Consider the following 17,041-nt stretch of genomic DNA (forward strand, 5'->3'; position numbering starts at 1 on the left):
GGCGCGGCGGCACCGCCGCACCCCGCGCCCGTCTCGTAGCCCGCGCCGCGCCGGTACGCTGGCCGCCTCGCCCCGCTACGAAACAGCGGTATCTGCGCCGCAATGCGCGTCCGTACACTCGAACGATCGCGTCGCGACGTGCAGGGCGTCGTGCGTGCCGCGCATCGCGCGGTTCAACGGAGACGAGCATGCTGTTGATCGACGGATTGGGACTGGGTGTCAACTGGCAGCGCTTCCTGTCGGAAACGCTGAATCCGGTCGTCGCACCGCCGCCCCCGCCTCCCCCTCCGCCGAAGAAGGACGATCCGGCCGCGGGGCCGGCGAACCCCACCGCCGCACCGCCGATTCCCGTCAGCGCGTCGCTCGCCACCGATCCGTCGAAGCCGACCAACGCGGAGATCACGTCCGCGACGTCGCTGACCCAGAGCATGGCCGCGCAATATACGGCGCCGCCGCCCGACATCACCGTCGAGAACGACAAGACGCGCGCGGTGCAGAAGGCGATCCAGGACGCGCAGACGAAGTACGACAACGCGTCGCAGACGCTGCAGGGCGCCCAGAACGTCCTGCACCTGGTCAATCGCGACCCCGAGTCGACGGCTGACGACCGCAAGACCGCGCAAGCCGACTACGCGAAGGCGCGCACGTCGGCCGACACCGCGCAGCGCGAGCTGAACGTGACGACCGACGCCGGCTACATGATCCTGTACGGCGAACAGGCGAACGCCGACATGCCGGCCGGGATGAAGATCGACGATTCCGGCAAGGTGACGGACCCGGGCGACGCGCAACACGCGGCCGACCAGCAGTTCAAGACGCTGCTGGCGGCATTCCCCGATCACGCGAACGATCCGAACTGGGTGCCGCAGGCAAGCGACTGCAAGAACCCGCTGCAGATCCGGCTCTACGACGATTGGCAGACCGCGAGCGCGAAGGCGGCCGTCGGCGCGTCGAAGTACTACGCGGACGTCGCGAATTCGAACCTCGCGTATACGCAGTTCCAGTCCTATCTCGCCGATCCGGACTACCAGGCCGCGCTCGATGCGGGCGTCGGCCGGCTGAACGACGCGCTGCAGCCGCTGGAGCTGCAGGTCACGATGCCCGATGCGCCCGCTTCGCGGGACGACGCACAGCAGGCCGTCACGTCGGCCGCGAAGGATGCGAACTATGCGAATGCCGCGTACGGCGCGGCCAACGACAGCCTGACGCTCACGAACGCCCAGCAGCAATACGATTCGGCCCGCGGCAAGGAAGGGCCGACGGTGATCGTCCCGAATGCGGTGTCGAACGCGAAGACCGCGCTCGCCCGCGCGCAGACGGCCGCGAACACGAGCGGCGGCTATCTGCAGATGCTGTCCGCGCAGCGTCAGGTCGACACGCTGCAGGCCGACTATACGAACAAGCAGGACGCATCCACCGCGTGGCACAAGGACAATCCGCACGCGATGATCAAGGATCCGCAGGTCGATCTCGACCTCGGCGACGCGTATGCGAAGCTCGACCAGGCAAAGCAGCAGGCAAGCATCGCGCACGATGGCTTCGTCGCCGCGTACGGCGCGACGCTCGCGCAGCAGTACGACGATCAGGCATCGCAGATCAAGGCGCGGGTCGACGCGCAATCGCCGTTGACGAAGCCCACGCTCCCGTCGCTGCTGCTGACGCCGTCGCTGTCGACCGCGAGCGGCCGGCCGCCCCTGCCCGCGTCGTCGCCGTCGACGGCAGCGTCCGCCGCCCCCACCGGCACGCCGGCGCTGCCGAGTGCGTCGCCGCTGCAAGCGCCGATGTTGTCGAGCGCGAACGGCACGTCGTCGCTGCCTGCATCGCCGCTGCTCGACAGCCCGTTCCTGCTGCCGCAGTCCGCGCACCCGTCGGCCGCGCCGACCGGCCCGACGATGCTCGACGTGAAGCGCATGCAGGTGGCCGTGGGCGCGATCCGCGCGGCCGACAGCCGGTTGTCGGATTCGGTCAACGAGCGCGCGACCCAGGCCGCGCTGTCGCAGGCGCGTATCCAGCAGACGCAGGCGAAGAGCACGCTCGCGTCGGTGCAGCAGCAGTACGACGACTGGGCGGCTGCGAATCCGCCGCCCGTGCGCTTCCGCTATGTCGCGGGCGACGACATGATTCCGGCGCCGTCGATGCCGCGCCCGAACCTGTACCAGGACCAGCTGGACAAGGCGAAGGCGGCCGTCACGCAGACGGACAACGCGGTGCAGCGCCTGCAGTTGCTGAGCGAGACGTCGCACCAGCAGGTGCTGATGGACCAGTTCGACGCGGGGCTCGACGAACGGCTGCGCTACGCGGCGTCCGGCTCGGACGCCGAGAAGGACTACACGAAGGCGCTGCACGATTTCTACGAAGCGCATCGTGGCGAGTTGTCGAACTCGCTGCTCGACGCAGCGAGCGCGAGCACGAACAACGGCGGCACGATCGCGTTCGGCAAGCTGACCGACAACGAGCAGCGCAACCTGATCGGCGTCGCGCTCGGGATGCAGCCCGACGTCCAGAACGACGCATCGTCCGGCGACGGTTCTGATGCCGTATCGCCACTGAAGGACGACGTCGCGCGTTTCACCGACAAGGACAAGCTGTCGACGATCAACGGCGTGCGCGACAAGTTGCTGTCGATCGGCGGCGGCGCGACGACGCAGGTCAGCGTGCTGCCGATGGTGTATGCGGCGAAAGATGCCGGCATGACCACGAGCGCGCTCTTCAAGGTCAGCGGCAAGGACGGCACGCAATACGTCGACGAGACGGCGAGCACCTACGACGACATCAACGACTACATCGACAACAACGAGCTGTCGAAGGACGGGACCGTCGATATCGCGACCGGCCACAACGCGGACGGCACGCTGCAACTCGTGTCGAGGGCCGCGCATCATGAAAGCGGCTTCGACAGTTTCCTCAATACGCTGACCAGCACCGGCCTGAACATCGGCATGATGGTCGGCGGGATGGCACTCGAAGGTCTCGGCACGCTGCTCGACGGCACCGGCATCGGCGCGATCGTCGGCGTGCCGCTGAACATCCTCGGCGCGGGGATGATGTACACGGCGATCGGCGCGACGATGACGAGCGCCGGGCTCGACCTGGCAAACCGCGCGGAGCACGGGCGCAGCCTCAACCCGTTTACCGACGCGGGCGCGCGGGCGGACTTCATCAATCTCGTGCCGATGGGCGCGGCAGGCGCAGCGAAGCTCGCCGGCAGCAAGCTGTTCACGCGCGCGGTGACCGCGCTTACGCGCACGCCGAAAGTCGCGTCGGTGCTGGCCACGGGCGCGCGGACCACCGCCGTCGTGACGGGCGTGGGCGGCGCGGTCGAGGCGTTCGGCGAAGCCGGCTACGACTATTTCGTCACCGGCGACAAGAAGGCGGCCGGCGAGGAACTCAAGTCCGGGCTCACCAACGTCGCGCTGATGGCCGCGGGCGGCCTCAAGGAGCGCGCGGTGACGTCGGTGCGCACGCGCACCGGCCGGCCGGTGCCGATCCGCGGGACCGACGGCAAGACCGTCACCGTCGACAGCCAGACGATCGGCCGGATTCTCAACGGCGCCGACGCGTCGTCGCTCGCGGCCGGCCGCACCCGCGTGACGCTCGACGGCGAAGCCGTCAAGGTGTCGCCGGACGGCACGCTGCGCGTGGGCGACAAGGTGCTGACCTACGACAACAAGCCGATTCGCGTGCTCGACCGCGCATCGGCCAGGCGCTTGCCGCCCGGCGAATCGGTGGTGCTCGGCGAGGACGGCACGCTGTCCGTCGTGTCGGCGTCGCCGAAGAACTGGACCAACGGCACGCGCGTCGACGACGTGACCGGCACCGGCGAGCGCATGTCGTTCGGCCCCGAAGGCGAGATGAGCGTGACGCCGAAGATCGTCGCGAAAGCCCCGCTCGACATCCTGCAGCATGTGCTCGACCAGGCGAGCGACGCGTACCGGCAGACGGCCGCCAGCACGCAGGCGCCACGCCGCCTCGCGCAAACGGCGGCCGAAGGCGAGACCGCGAGCGTGTCCGCCGACGCACGCAGCACGCGACGCACCAGCGAGGCGCGCGCGCGCGTCCAGCAGCAGCGCGACGAAACCGATGCCGAACGCAGCACCACCGCGAGCACGAATCGGCGCAGCGCCGACACGCAATCGATGCGCTGGCGCCCTGTCGAGACCGACGACGCGACCGGCCCCGGCACGCGTGCGGAGCCGGACGGCGCGCCGCCGCGCGTCAACGCGAAGGTCATCGACCTGGCGGACGATGCGAGCGCCATGCGAACGGCGACGTCCGACCCGGCCGGCATCGCGGTGCCGCGCGGGCCGAGCGCCGAGCCGATGGAAGTCGGCGATCGCACGGTCTACGTCGTGCGCAGCGGCGCGACGCCTGACGCGCCCGGTGCGCGGCCGTCCGCGCCGCGCCCGCAGGATCTCGAGGAACCGGTGATCGTCGTTGCCGGCGAGCACGACGCGGCGCTCGCGGCCGAACTCGCGAACCGCTGGCAAAAGCCCGTCTATGCGGCCGCGCCCGACGCGTTCAACGCGGACGGCCAGTTGCACGCGCAGGCGCGCGTGCTGCGCTTCGATCCCGCACCGGAAACGGCCGCGGCGAACGAAACCGGCCTGCCGGCCGGCGTCGCGCCCGACGAAGCGTCGCCGTCGGCGCCGCGCGCCGCCGCCGCCGCCGCCGCCGCCGCCGCCGCCGCCGCCGCCGACAACACGGTGATCGTACTGGCCGGCAAGCGCGGCCCGAACGAACCGGCGATGCCGCGTACGGCCGCGCCTGCCGAGCCGGTCAATGCACTCGACGGCGTGTTCAGCGCGCCGAACCGCGTGCTCGTGCTCGTCAAGCCGGATCGCCCGGGCGCGCCCGAGCGCGCGGCGGAGCGCGACACGACCGCCGCCGATCGCGGCCCGCGCGCGCCCGGCACCGCCGACGGCAAGGCCGCGCGCGCGCCGGCGGGCGGCGAGCGTCGCACTGCGGCGAACGACGACATCGGCCTCGCCGCCGCGCACCCCGAAACGACGGAAACCGCACCGCCCGACCACGGGGCATCGAATCCCGGCTGGATCACGCGGATGCAGATGCGCTTCGGCGGCGCGGCGCTGCCCGAGGCCGCGCAGGCGCTCGCGATGCAGTCCGGCACGCTCGCGACGCAGTTGCGCATGCTGCAGGACGCCGGCTGGCGCGTGACGCTCGGCAAGCGCGGCGGCGGCAGCCGCATCAATCCGCGCAAGCGCCGCGTGACGATCGACGGCGCCCTCCAGCATCCTGGCAGCATCACGTACACGCTCGCGCACGAGGCACGGCATGCCGTCGAGGCAATGGCCGGCGTGCTGAACCTCGACTACGGCAACCGCAGCCGCTTCACGCGCAAGGCGCTCGAAGCCGAGGCGCGCGCGCAGATCAACGCGTTCGAGGCGCGCTACGAGATCCAGCTCGCGGGCGGCGGCGACATCGCCGCGCACGTGCGCCTGCCCGATGCGATCGAGCGCGAAGGCGCCGCATGGCGCGCGCCGTCACACGACTACGCGGGCACGGTCGGACGCCTCGTCGACGCCTTCGCCGATTCGCCGGTGTCGGGTCGCGACGGCGAGACCTACCGCGACTTCTACGACGACGTGTGGTCGCGCCAGAAGCGCCGCGGCGGTATCCCGCGCCGGATGCCGGCGCCGCAGACGCGCGAGACCGGCGACGCGCCGCGTGGCGTGCGCAGCTTCGACGACCGGGTCGCATGGAGCCGCGCGCATGCCGAATACGCATCGCCGTTCGGCGACGGGCCGGTGCCTGCCGTGGCCGACCTGCAGGCGGCCCGCAGCCGCCACTTCACGATGCTGCAGGACGAAGGCGTGCTGATGCTGCACGCCGACACGCTGCCGGACGGCACGCTGCTCGCCGGCGGGCGGCCGGCCGGCGTACACGAATACGCGCTCGACCAGGCGCCGGCGTTCCTCGTGCAGGACGGCTATTCGATCGTGCTGTCCGCGAAGCACGGCGGCGATGCCGCCGCCGCACAACTCGCGAACCTGTGGCAGCGCCCGGTGTATGCGCCGCCCGCGCACGCCGTGGGCGAGCGCGCGGCGCTGCTCGACACCGGCGTGTTCCGCCGCTACGACCCGGCGCCCGCGGCACCGCACGACCTCGGCCCGCTCGCGGCCGATGCCGAAGGCGTGCACGTCGAAGGCAGCCCGGCCGCGCGGATCGACGTCGAGCGCCACGTCGGCGAACTGCTCGGCTCGGGCGGCGAGAAAACCGTGTTCGCGCTCGGCCACGATGCCGCGCTCGCGGTCTACGACACCGGCCCGCATACGTCGGAAGGCCGCCAGATCGAAGCGGCAATCGACGAAAGCATCGCGCTCGACGACCTCGCTTCCTACGGGCTGAAGACCGTGGCGATGAACGGCCCGTTCTCCGCGCTGAACCGCGTCGCGGTGCTGTACCGGCCGCTCGGCGTGTTCCACAGCTTCGGCTTCGAGACGGGCGCGCTGCCGCGCGTGGTGTCGCGCGCGGCGCTCGAGCACATCCGGCAGATTCGCGACGTCGTCGAAAGCACGGGCATCGGCTTCGACCTGCAAGGCATGTTCACGCACGACGGCGATTTCCTGCTGAGCGACCCGGGCCCGATCGGCATGGGCGCGGGCGAGCACTTCACCGCGCTGCAGCGGCTCGCGGTGATCGAGCGCGCGCTGACGCAGGGCCTCGAGCGCGGCAACATCGAACTCGCGCATCCGCGGCTCGCCGAAACGCCGGCGCCCGATGCGTTCGTGCAGAAGCCGTCGGTCATCACGCGCGTGCGGATGCGCTTCGGCGGCGCGCCGCTGCCGAAGGAAGCGTACCGGCTGATCGACGCATCGAGCCTGCTGTCGCAACAACTCCGGCTCGGCGGCGAGGCCGGCTGGAAGGTCGTGCGCGGCAAGCCGGGCGGCGGCAGCAAGATCGATACACGGCGGCGGCGCGTCACGATCGACGGCGGCCTGCAGTCGGCGGGCTCGATGGTCTACGTCCTCGCGCACGAAGCACGCCACGCGGTCGAGGCCGCGACCGGCACGCTGGGGCTCGACTACGGATCGACGCAGCGCTACGTGCGCTCCGCGCTGCTCGCGGAAGCGCGCGCGCAAGTCAATGCCTTTGCGGTCCGTGACGAGATCCGCGCGAACCTCGGCATCGATATCGGCAGCCACGTCGCGCTGCCCGACGCGATCGCGAACGAATACGGCCGCGCGCGGGCCGGCGACGCCGCGTCGATCGCGCGCCTCGCCGACGCGTTCGAGCACGCACCCACGTCGCTCGACGGCGGCGTGACCTACGGCGAACTGTATCGACGCCAGGCGCAGGCCGCGCAGCGCGCCGGCGTCACGATGCCGGCCCCCGCGCGCGACACGGCCGCCACGCTTGCCGACGAAACGGCATGGTCGCGCGCGCGGCCCGTGAAGGCATCGCCGTTCGACGGCAAGGCGGCAGCCGGCGTCGACGCGCTGACGCTCGACCGCTCGGGCCCGCTGTCCTACGATCGCGACGGCGGCATCGTGATCGTGCATGGCGTCACCGACGCGCAAGGCCGCCTCGTCGATCCGGACGGCAAGCCGTACACGCCGGTCGAGGTCACGCTCGCGCACCGCTCGGTGCTCGGCCTGCCCGGCTCGTCCGTCATCCTGTCGGCGCGCAACGGTCGCGACGCCGCGGCATGGCTCGCGAACATCTGGCAGCGCCCCGTCTACGCACCGCCGACGATCGCGGTCGGCTTCGGCGCCGAAGCGCGGCTCGGCCACACGAACGCGTGGCTGCGCTACGATCCGGCGCCGCACCAGCGTCCGGACCTGGGCCCGCTCGACGTCGACGGCAACGGCGTCCACGCGAGCGGCGATCCGGGCGCGCGCCTGCCGGTCGAGCGCTTCACCGGCGCGGCAACCGGCGCGGGCATCGAGAAGACCGTGTTCGAACTGGGCCGGCACAACGCGATCGGCCTCTACCAGGGCACGGACAATCGCGCGATCCTCGGCCACATCGAATCGATCCGGCTCGAACAGGAAGGACTCGCGGCGCTGCGCGCGCACGGGCTGCGCACGCTCACGGTCGGCGGCCCGTTCGCGGCGTTCGATCGCGTGGCCGTGATGTACGCGCCGTTCGCGTCGCTCAGCAGCCACGACGTGATGGCCGGCGTGCTGCCGTCGCGGGTCACGCGCGACGCATTCGCGCAGCTCGACCGCGCACGCGACATCACCGCGCAGCACCGCCTCTACTACGACTTCGAAGGCGTGTTCGACGCACGCGGCGACTTCTATCTGAGCGACCCGTCGACGGTCATGGCCGATGCGCCGAAGCTGAACGTCGAAGGGATCGTCCGCGAGATCGGCACGCTGCGCGTGATGCTGGAGGACGGCATCGCGCGCGGCGCGATCGAGCTCGCGCATCCGGGCATCACCGAACACCTGCCGCCCGACGCGTTCGTGCAGAAGCCGTCCGTCATCACGCGGATCCGGATGCGCTTCGGCGGCGCGCCGCTGCCGAAGGCGGCGCATGCGCTGGTCGACCGCTCGAACCTGTTGCGCCAGCAGCTCGCGCTTGCGGACGAGGCCGGCTGGAAAGTCGTGGTTGGCCGCGCCGGACGCGGCAGCCGGATCGATACCGCGAAGCAGCGGATCGTGCTCGACGGGCAGTTCCACGGCACCGGCACGCTCGTCTACACGCTCGCGCACGAAGCACAGCACGCGGTCGAGACGATCACGCACCGGCTCGGGCTCGATCGCTCGTCTCCCGAAGCGCTGACCGACAGTGCGCTGATGGCCGAAGCGCGCGCGCAGGCGAACGCATTCGCGGTGCGCCGCGAGATCCTCGACGACGCCGGTATCGACATCGCGAAGGACGCACGCCTGCCCGACGCGATCGCGCGCGAGGCCGACCGCGTGACGCCTGGCGACGAAGCCGGGCTGCGCCGTCTCGCGGCCGCATTCGGCGACGTCGCACCATCCGTGCCGGGCCACGCGACTTATCGCACCTACTACGCGAGCCAGGCCGACACGATGCATGCAAGCGGCATGCCGCGCGAGATGCCGGCGCCCGCGCCGCAGCCGGCGTCGAACGCGCCGGTCCCTGCCGCGACGCCGGACGCCGCGAGCCGGCAGCATGCGCTCGATCATCTCGCGTCGCACGGCAAGCGCGACCTGATCCGTATCGACGGCTCGCAGCTCGCGTCGCTCGCGCAGATGAAGGACGCGTTCGGCACGAACGCGTACGTGCTGATCGCCGAGCATGAACAACGGCCGGCCGATGCGGTCGATGCAAGCCATCCGCAGCCGAAGTTCGTCGCGAGCCTGCGCACCGACGAGAACGGCACGTTCGTCGACAAGGCCTCCGCCGATCCGGCCGTGCCGATTCGGGACGAGGTCTATCGTGCGCTGAAGGACAACGGCACCGCGGAGCGCGCGGACGTCGATTTCTACGTGTCGCCCGTTCCGCTCGCGGAACTGCGCGAGTATGGCGGCGCCGCGCGCATCACGGCGCGCAGCGACGGCCGCGCATGGGAAGCCGAGCAGGCGGCGGCCGCGCCCGACGCGAACGTCGTCACGACGTTGAAATCGCTCGTCGATGCACCGCGCTTTCGCCGGCCGAAGCAGGCCGCGAAGGCAGCCGGCGACGGCGCGACGCTTTACGCGATCGACAAGAAGACCGGCAAGGTGCTCGGCTACGCGACGCGCGACGCCGCGCACGACTGGACCTATCACGAGTCGACGTCGCTCGGCGACGCGACGATCGCGCCGCGCGAACTGGGCGCCGCGTTCCGCAGGCGTGCGCGCGACCTGTCCGGCGGCCGGCGCGGCGTGCGGTTCGTCGTGACGGACGTCGCGCACGACACGGTCGAGCGCTACGGCGGCTTCGCGCCGGCGGAAATGCGCAAGGCGCTCGGCGACGAAAAGGCGCCCGTGCAGAAACTCGGCACGCGCGTGCAGCGCGGCCTCGCGAAAGCCGATCCCGGCGTGCGCCGCAAGATCGCCGAGATCGAGGGCGCCGACAGCCCGTTCCTGCCGCCGAAGCTCGTCCCCGACAGCGAGCAGCTCGCGGTCGACTTCAGCGGCGCGAACACGCTGCACCTGATGCGCGCGCTGGAGCTGAAGGCAATCCCCGGCGATCACTACGTGTACGTGTACGAGACCGACCATCCGGTCGCCGAATCGCTGCATACGCGTCGCGGCATCATCGCGATCCACGACGGCAATGCACGCTGGTACGACGACGCCGAGCAGCTTCGCGACCAACCGGATGCGGGCCGCCCGCTCGACGAGATGCCGCTCGGCCGTGGCCCGTTCGGCGCGAACCAGCACTTCCTGCTGTCGACGCTCAAGCCCGAAGCGTTCGACCCGCGCGCGATCGCCACGCAGAAGGCCGCGCTCGCGCAACGCCTCGCGCAGCTGCTCGACGAAAAGTCGTATTTCGACGCGCTGCCGCAGAAGTTCGACCTCGCGACGCGCTGGATCCGCACGCAGATCGCCGGCCAGATCGATCGCGTGAAAGCGGCGCAGGCCGACCTCGCCGCCGCCCAGCAAGCCGCGCGGCAGGCCGCGCAGCCCGCTGCCGGCGGCGCGGCCACCGGCCCCGCCGGCCGGATGCGCAATGCGATACGCGGCAAGGGCGGCAGGCTGCGCGGCCGCCGTGCGGCGAACCGCGCCGCCAACACGCCGGCCACGCCGAAGGCACCGAAGACGCCCGCAGCCAAGCCGCTGACGCTGCGTCCGTACCAGCCGAGCCTGGGTTCGAGCACGGTTGCGGAATGGGTGATGCGCTACGGCGCCGCGAAGGTGTCCGAATGGTTCCCGACGGTCGAGCGCGTGAAGGCGGTCGCCGCGCGCAAGCGCCAGCCCGATGCCGGCGGCCTCGCGCTGAATGACGAGCCGCAGACGATCCTGGCCGACGCGCCGATGTGGAAGGCGCTCGGCAACCGCATCGGTCTCGCGCGCGAGGTGTCGAGCATGCCGTCGCGCGGGCCGGTCGCCGATCCCGCCGGCGATCACAACCGGTTCGTGAAGTGGATGCAGGCGTACGCCACGCGCCACAGTGCTGCGCGCATGATCGACAAGCGCGTGATCCAGGCGTTCGTGCGCGCACCGGCCGAGATCCAGGACCGCGTCGCGCCGATGGCGCGCGCGTTCAACCTGCGCGACGATCCCGCGCTCGCGGTGCGCCAGATCGAGCAATACGGCGGCGCGATGCCCGTCGTGTCGATTCCGGTCGATCCGCACACGCTCGCCGCCGCGCGCGGCGGCAAGCACGATCCGGCGTTCATCCGGCGCGCGCGCCAGTTCGGCTCCCCGATCGGCGCGCGCTACAACGAGGCCGACGCCACGATCACGCGCGAGGCGCCGGACGGCACCACGCGCACGCTCGAACTCGACGACGTCGCGCATCTGCACCAATGGCTCACCGCGTCATCGCGCTACGGCTTCCAGCTTCGTCTCGAAGCGGCGTCGGGCCGCCCGCTCGTGTCCGCGGAGGACCGCCGCACGATCGCCGGCACGAACGACAGCTACGCCGAGTACGCGCGGCTCATGACGTCGTTCGAGACGTGGTCGCACGATCACGCCGGCGAGCCCGCGCCGAACGTGATGCTGAGCTTCCACGGTTGGGACGCCGTGCTCGAACCCGTTCCGGGCGCGGGCCACGTCGAGCTGCTCGATGCGCTGCTCGACCGCAAGGCGATCGACTGGCTGCATGTCGGGCTGTCGTACGGCACGCACGGCGCCGACTTCATCGCGAACCAGGATCTGACGCGCGCGCTGGCGGAACGGATCGTCGACTATTACCAGACCGACCATGACGGCAAATTCGCACGGCTGCACGGCGCCGACGCGCTCACGCGCGTGTTCGAACCGGTGAGCCCCGAGGCATTCGCGAACCAGCAGCAGGTGCTGTTCGCGGAGATCTCGCGTATCGGCAAGTCGAAAGGCCTGTCGGACGATACGCTCGCGACGCTGCGCGGCGAGCTGTACGAACGCAACACGACCGCGCTCGTCAACCAGGCGCGCAAGGCAACCATCGACCACGCGATGACGCAGTGGACAGCGGCGAATCACCCGCCCGCCACGCGCACCGAAAAGCTCGCCCGCCGCTTCGGCGAACGCTGGCTCGCCGACGCCGGCACTCGGGCTCCCGCGCGCGGCACCGTCGTGTCGACCGCCGATCCCGCGGGTCCGCTTGCCGGCAGCCGCGCGTACTGGCAATCGGTGGTCGAGCGCGAAGCGCTGAAGAACGACCCGTCGAAGCCGATCAGCGTCGGCCGGCAGATCGCGGCGAACCCGAAACAGGCGAAGGTGATCGAGGAAATGCAGGCGCTCGCGCAGATCAACGCACTGCGCGTGCACCGACCGTCGTTCCGCAAGGCGGAGCTGTGGAAGTCGATCGGCTTCAGCTCGCTCGTCACCGGTGCGGGTGCGCTCGTGATCGCCGATACGCTCGGCGCGACGCATCTGCTTCGGCAGGACATGCTGGGCAGCGCGACGTCGTCGTTCCTGCTCGGCTCGCGTCTGGGCCGCGTGTTCCAGGTGATGCACCAGGGTGCGGTGCGCAGCCTGCAGGCCGGCGACCCGAAGGCCGCGCAGGCGGTGCTCACGCGGCTCGAAGTGACGCTGTCGCGGCAACTGCGGTCGGGCGCGCACGACTATGGCCAGAACCGGCGCGCCCAGCTCGAGCAGGTATCGAACGAAGCGCGCACGCTGGCCGCGCAGTATGTCGAGCTGAATCGGGTCGGGCTGATGAGCTTCGACGATGCGACCACGCACATCAAGGCGCTCGCCGCGGACGTGCTCGCGCAGATGCAGGGCACCGTCGGCGGCACGTCGCTGCAGCAGCTCCATACCGGCAACCCGCGTCACCTGTTCGGGATCGCGGGCCGCGCCGGCGCCGCGATCACGTCGACCGCCACGCTCGCGGTCGGCATCAGCGGCGTCGTGCACGCGCACGGCGCGTTCGATCTCGCGTACGGCTCGGCCGCCATCGCGAGCGGCGCGTTCGGCGCCACCTATGCGGGGCTCGTCTACACGATCGGCGCGCACCGCGTGAATGCCGACAAGCGCAGCCGCATCGTACGCTTCACCGATTCGGCGAGCGACTTCATGGCTGTCGCGTACGGCGGCCTCGGCACCGGCGTGCAGTGGAGCGGCGGCCATTACGATCTCGCGATCGCGACCGGCGTATCGACCGCCCTGCTGCTCGGCGGGCGCCTGAACACGCATTTCCCGAACGCGACGCCATTGATCAAGAAAATCCCGACGGCCGTCGTGCTGATCCCGGTCGGTGCATTCGCGTACAAGCTGATCGAGAGCTTGTGGACGACGTTCTTCGGGGCGGGGTCCGGATCGTCGAATCAGCCGAAGTCGTCGCAGTCGAATCTCGCGCCCGGCGCATCGCCGAGTGCATCGCCGAGTGCGTCCCCAACGGCATCGCCGAGCGCCTCGCCGACCACCCCGGCGTCGCCGCCGGCCAGCGCCACGCCGTCGCCGTCGAGCACGCAACCGTCGCCGTCACCGCAGCCCTATATCGTCGTCGACGGCGACTCGCTGTGGGTGATCGCGGATCGCCACCGTCAATCGCTGCTCGATGCCGCTCACGTGTCGCGCGCCGACCAGCAGAAGATGTCGGTCGGCCAGCAGGACGTGGCCGCGTTCCGTGAGATCGTGCAGCTCAATCCGGCGGCCGCGGCGGATTCCGCGCACCTGCAGATCGGGTTGCCGCTGAACGTCGGCTGAGCGTCAACCGGCAGGCCGGCGATCCCGGCCGATCCGGCCGACGGCAGCGCGCCGCCTCATCCCGCGCGCTGCCCCTCCAGCCATGCCTGGAACATCAGCACCGTCCACAGCTGGTGCTGCCAGTTCATCCGGCCCGTCTGGTGCTGCCGCCACAGCCGCTCGACCGCCGCCGCATCGAAGAACCCCTCGTCGCGCAACCGCGACGGCTGCAGCAGCGCGTCGGCCCAGTCGCGCAACGCGCCGCGCAGCCAGTGATCGACGGGCGCGCAGAAGCCTTGCTTCGGCCGGTCGATCAGCGCCGACGGCACGTACTGGTCGAGCAGCCGGCGCAGCAGCGCCTTCGACTGTCCTTCCGGCAAACGCACCGACGCGGGCAGCCGCCACGCGAATTCGACGACGTGATGATCGAGGAACGGCATGCGCGTCTCGAGGCTCACTGCCATCGCCGCGCGGTCGACCTTCGCGAGGATGTCGGTCGGCAGGTACGTGAGCGTGTCGATCGCCATCGCCTGCTCGGCGAAGCTCAGGTTGGCGGGCCAGGCGGACACCGTATCGAGCGGCGTCGGCGGCTCCTGCCCGGCGAGCGCGATGCGCTCCGGATGATGCACCGACGACATCAGCAGCCGGTACAGCCCGATGCGGCTCTCGGCCGTCATCACGTGCCCGAGCTTGTGCAGCCGGTCGCCGATGCGGCTCGCCGAATCGCGCGCTTCCACGCCGCCCCATGCACCCTGCGCGACCGCCGCGAGCTGGTCCGCGTGATCGGGGCGCAGCGCGTGCAACGCGGCGGCGATCCGCGCGCGCACCGCCGCCGGCACGCGATGCAGCTTGCGCCACAGGCGCGGCGTCAGGAAGTAGCGCGTATAGCCGCCGAACAGTTCGTCGCCGCCGTCGCCGGACAGGCTCACCTTCACGTGCCGGCGCGTCAGCTCCGACACCAGGAAAGTCGGAATCTGCGACGCGTCGGCGAACGGTTCGTCGTAGATCGACGGCAGCTTCGGCACGATGCCGAGCGCATGATCGGCCGTTACGTAGAGCTCGGTATGCCGCGTGCCGAGATGGCGCGCGACCGCCTTCGCGTAGCCGGCCTCGTCGTAGCCGGCCTCGTGAAAGCCGATCGTGAACGTGTCGACCGGGTTCGCCGACTGCGCCTGCATCAGCGCGACGATCGCCGACGAATCGACGCCGCCCGACAGGAACGCGCCGAGCGGCACGTCGGCTTCCATCTGCCGCGCGACGGCCTGGCGCAGGATCGTGTCGAGCTGCCCGACGGCTTCGTCGGCGCTACCCTCGAACGGCTGCTCGCGGCCCGCCTCGATCGCCTGCTCGAGCGTCCAGTACGCGCGCAAGCGCGGCGTGTCGCGCGCATGCTCGAACTGGATGAAGGTGCCCGGCGGCAGCTTGCTGATGCCGCGATAGATCGTATGCGGCGCGGGCACGCTCGACTGGCGCAGGTACAGGCACAGCGCATCGCGATCGATCGTGCCGTCGAAGCCCGGATAGACGCGCAGCGCCTTCAGCTCCGACGCGAACACCAGTGCGTCGCCGATCCGGCCGTAGTAGAGCGGCTTTTCACCGATCCGGTCGCGCGCGAGCGTCAGCACCCGCGACGCGCGATTCCACAGCGCGAACGCAAACATGCCGGTCGCGCGCCGCAGCGCCGCGTCGACGCCCCACGCGGCGATCGCCGCGATCAGCACCTCGCTGTCGGAGTGGCCGCGCCACGCCGGTGCGCGGCCCGCGCGCTCGAGCTCCGCGCGCAATTCGCGATGGTTGTAGATTTCGCCGTTGAAGACCATGACGTAGCGGCCGCACACGGATGCCATCGGCTGCCGGCCGTGGACCGACAGATCGACGATCGCAAGCCGCCGGTGGCCGAGCGCGATACCCGCTTCCGGGTCGACCCAGAGGCCCTGCGCGTCCGGCCCGCGATGCGCGAGGCTCGCCGTCATTCGCGCGAGCGTGCCGCGCGCTGTCTCCTCATCGAAGGCGACGCTATTCAGAAAGCCGTCGATTCCGCACATTTGATTTGCCCGCCCCTGTTAACCTGTTCCGTCAGCGGCGGCGCAACTTCGTAGCCCGCCGTCCTGCTGACGGTCGAGCCATATTACGAAGAAATAAATCAGCAATAATTCGTGGGTGAACGCCAGCCGAAATCGAAAAATAAAGCGGCGTCAAGCACCGGCACGGCATCCAGGAAAAAACGCACGACCGACGCGCGACGCCGCGTCGTCCGAACCGGTAAGGGATCTGACCCCATCATGCGGCGATTTCAACTCGCGCCGGTCGCCCACTTGAGCAACTGCGCGACCTCGCGGAAGTGCTGCTGCTGGATCGTGCCGTTCTCGGGCGTCGTCTCGTACAGCGCCTGCGCGAGCCCGACGTTCGCGAGCGTCGGGCGCAGCGCGTCGCGCGCGTGCCGCACGATCCGCTCGGCCGCCTCGCCTTCGCCGCGCGCGAGCACCCACGGCAGCGTGCCGATCCCGCCGTAATAGAGCGCGACCGCCACGCGCGGCGAATAGACGACCACCGACGCGAAGCCGATCCGGTCGGGCAGCGACGCGAACTGCGCTTCGCGCGCGAGCTGCCGGCGCTTCGCCTCGATATGCGGATCGCCCTCGTCCTCCTTGTGCTCGCGCCGCACTTCGTCGATCGACATCTTCATCTTCTGGTTGAACTCGTGCCGCTGGTGCACGATGTCGATCAGCGCCATCACGACATAGATCAGCGCGGCCCAGCCGAACAGCAGCATCAGCAGCTTCACGATCAGCGCGAGGATCGACATCGGCCGCGTGAAGCCGGACTGCACCGACGGGTCGAGCGACTCGACGATCAGCCAGCCGAGCGTCGCGACCAGCAGCACGGTCTTCAGCAGCATCTTCGCGAGGTTCACGAGGTTGCGCATCGACCCCATGTTCTTCAGCCCCTCGGCCGGATTGAGCCGCGACAGCTGCGGCACGAGCCGGCTCCACGCCATCACGCCGCCCACCTGCACGAAGCCCGCGAGCAGGCCGGCCAGCAGCCCGGCCGCGACGATCTGCGCGGACAGCATGGCCCAATCGCGCGCGGCGCCGTCGATCAGCACCGCGAGCCGCGCGGACGGATCGGCCGCGCCGGCCGCGTCGAACACGAGCCGGAACAGCGCCTGCAGCCGCGCGAACAGCGTGCCGAGCCCCACCGCGAGCGCGACGCACACGCCCACGAAGAACGCCGACGAGATCGTCTCCGCGCTCTTCGGTACGTCACCTTTCTCGCGCGCCTCGCGCAGGCGCTTCGCGGTCGGCTGCTGGTTCTTTTCGGCCATGGTCGCTCCGGCTCCGGCG

At 70.7% G+C, this 17,041-nt stretch carries 3 protein-coding genes; 1 reads left to right on the top strand and 2 read right to left on the bottom strand.

The window, feature by feature from the left end; translation table 11 throughout:
- Positions 1-188: 188 nt before the first annotated feature.
- Positions 189-13,718 carry an LWXIA domain-containing protein gene (locus tag AC1Z3W_RS12675; RefSeq protein ID WP_483507695.1) on the top strand — a complete coding sequence of 4,510 codons (13,530 nt, stop codon included), beginning with the start codon at positions 189-191 and terminating at the stop codon, positions 13,716-13,718.
- Positions 13,719-13,774: 56 nt separating this feature from the next.
- Here the strand turns inward: AC1Z3W_RS12675 and asnB are convergent, their stop codons facing one another.
- Both asnB and AC1Z3W_RS12685 read right to left on the bottom strand, forming a co-directional pair.
- Positions 13,775-15,742, bottom strand: coding sequence for an asparagine synthase (glutamine-hydrolyzing) (gene asnB / locus AC1Z3W_RS12680; protein WP_483507696.1), 1,968 nt, complete (start codon positions 15,740-15,742; stop codon positions 13,775-13,777).
- A gap of 248 nt (positions 15,743-15,990) precedes the next feature.
- Complete coding sequence (locus tag AC1Z3W_RS12685) at positions 15,991-17,022, bottom strand: EscU/YscU/HrcU family type III secretion system export apparatus switch protein (protein WP_057928848.1); 1,032 nt, start codon at positions 17,020-17,022, stop codon at positions 15,991-15,993.
- Positions 17,023-17,041 lie beyond the last annotated feature (19 nt).

Source organism: Burkholderia sp. 10_S31, from assembly GCF_056930375.1.

Bases quoted from the DNA above. Each gene is read 5' to 3' on its own strand.
- AC1Z3W_RS12675 (WP_483507695.1), top strand. From the start codon at position 189: ATGCTGTTGATCGACGGATTGGGACTGGGTGTCAACTGGCAGCGCTTC.
- asnB (WP_483507696.1), bottom strand. From the start codon at position 15,742: ATGTGCGGAATCGACGGCTTTCTGAATAGCGTCGCCTTCGATGAGGAG.
- AC1Z3W_RS12685 (WP_057928848.1), bottom strand. From the start codon at position 17,022: ATGGCCGAAAAGAACCAGCAGCCGACCGCGAAGCGCCTGCGCGAGGCG.